A 635-nucleotide genomic window follows, 5' to 3' on the forward strand; every position below is an offset into this window, starting at 1 on the left:
AATTCTCAGGGGCACGTCACCCTTGGAATGCCGGTCGCATGATCGGGCCAAAGGCACCTCTGAAGCCGAAGCACATTTGGGCCATCAGACAGCAGTTGAAGGTGAGCCATCGCATCCGAGATCTTGCGATGTTCAACTGCGCGTTGGACTCGAAACTGCGAGGCTGCGACCTCGTACGGTTGAGAGTCGGGGACGTCGCACCTGGCGGCGTGATTAGGCAACGCTCCACGGTCATCCAGCAGAAAACCGGCAGACCTGTTCCATTCGAAATCACCGAGCCAGCCCGTGACGCGATCGCCGCCTGGCTCGCAGAGCGGGGTGATCGCGATGGCGATTGGTTGTTTCCGAGTCGGACCCGGCGCGGTCAGCATATCGGCACACGACAATACGCTCGGCTTGTCGATCAATGGGTCGGGATGATCGATCTGGCTCCTCAAGCTTATGGCACGCACAGTCTGCGTCGGACGAAGGTGGCCCTTGTCTACAAGAAAACGGGAAACCTGCGCGCCTGTCAGCTACTCCTCGGTCATCGAAAGCTGGAAAGCACTGTCCGCTACCTGGGCATCGAGGTGGACGATGCACTTGAACTGTCCGAGCAGATCGACCTTTGATGAGATAAGCTGCCCTCAGCGGAC

General features: G+C 58.9%; 1 protein-coding gene. It reads left to right on the forward strand.

The window, feature by feature from the left end; genetic code table 11:
- The coding region (locus HX774_RS18425; protein ID WP_178828893.1) for a tyrosine-type recombinase/integrase at window positions 1-611 on the forward strand (611 nt) is incomplete at its 5' end.
- Between the last annotated feature and the right edge of the window lie 24 nt (window positions 612-635).

Origin of the sequence: Brevundimonas sp. P7753, from assembly GCF_013386595.1 — a bacterium.
Taxonomy (GTDB): domain Bacteria; phylum Pseudomonadota; class Alphaproteobacteria; order Caulobacterales; family Caulobacteraceae; genus Brevundimonas; species Brevundimonas bullata.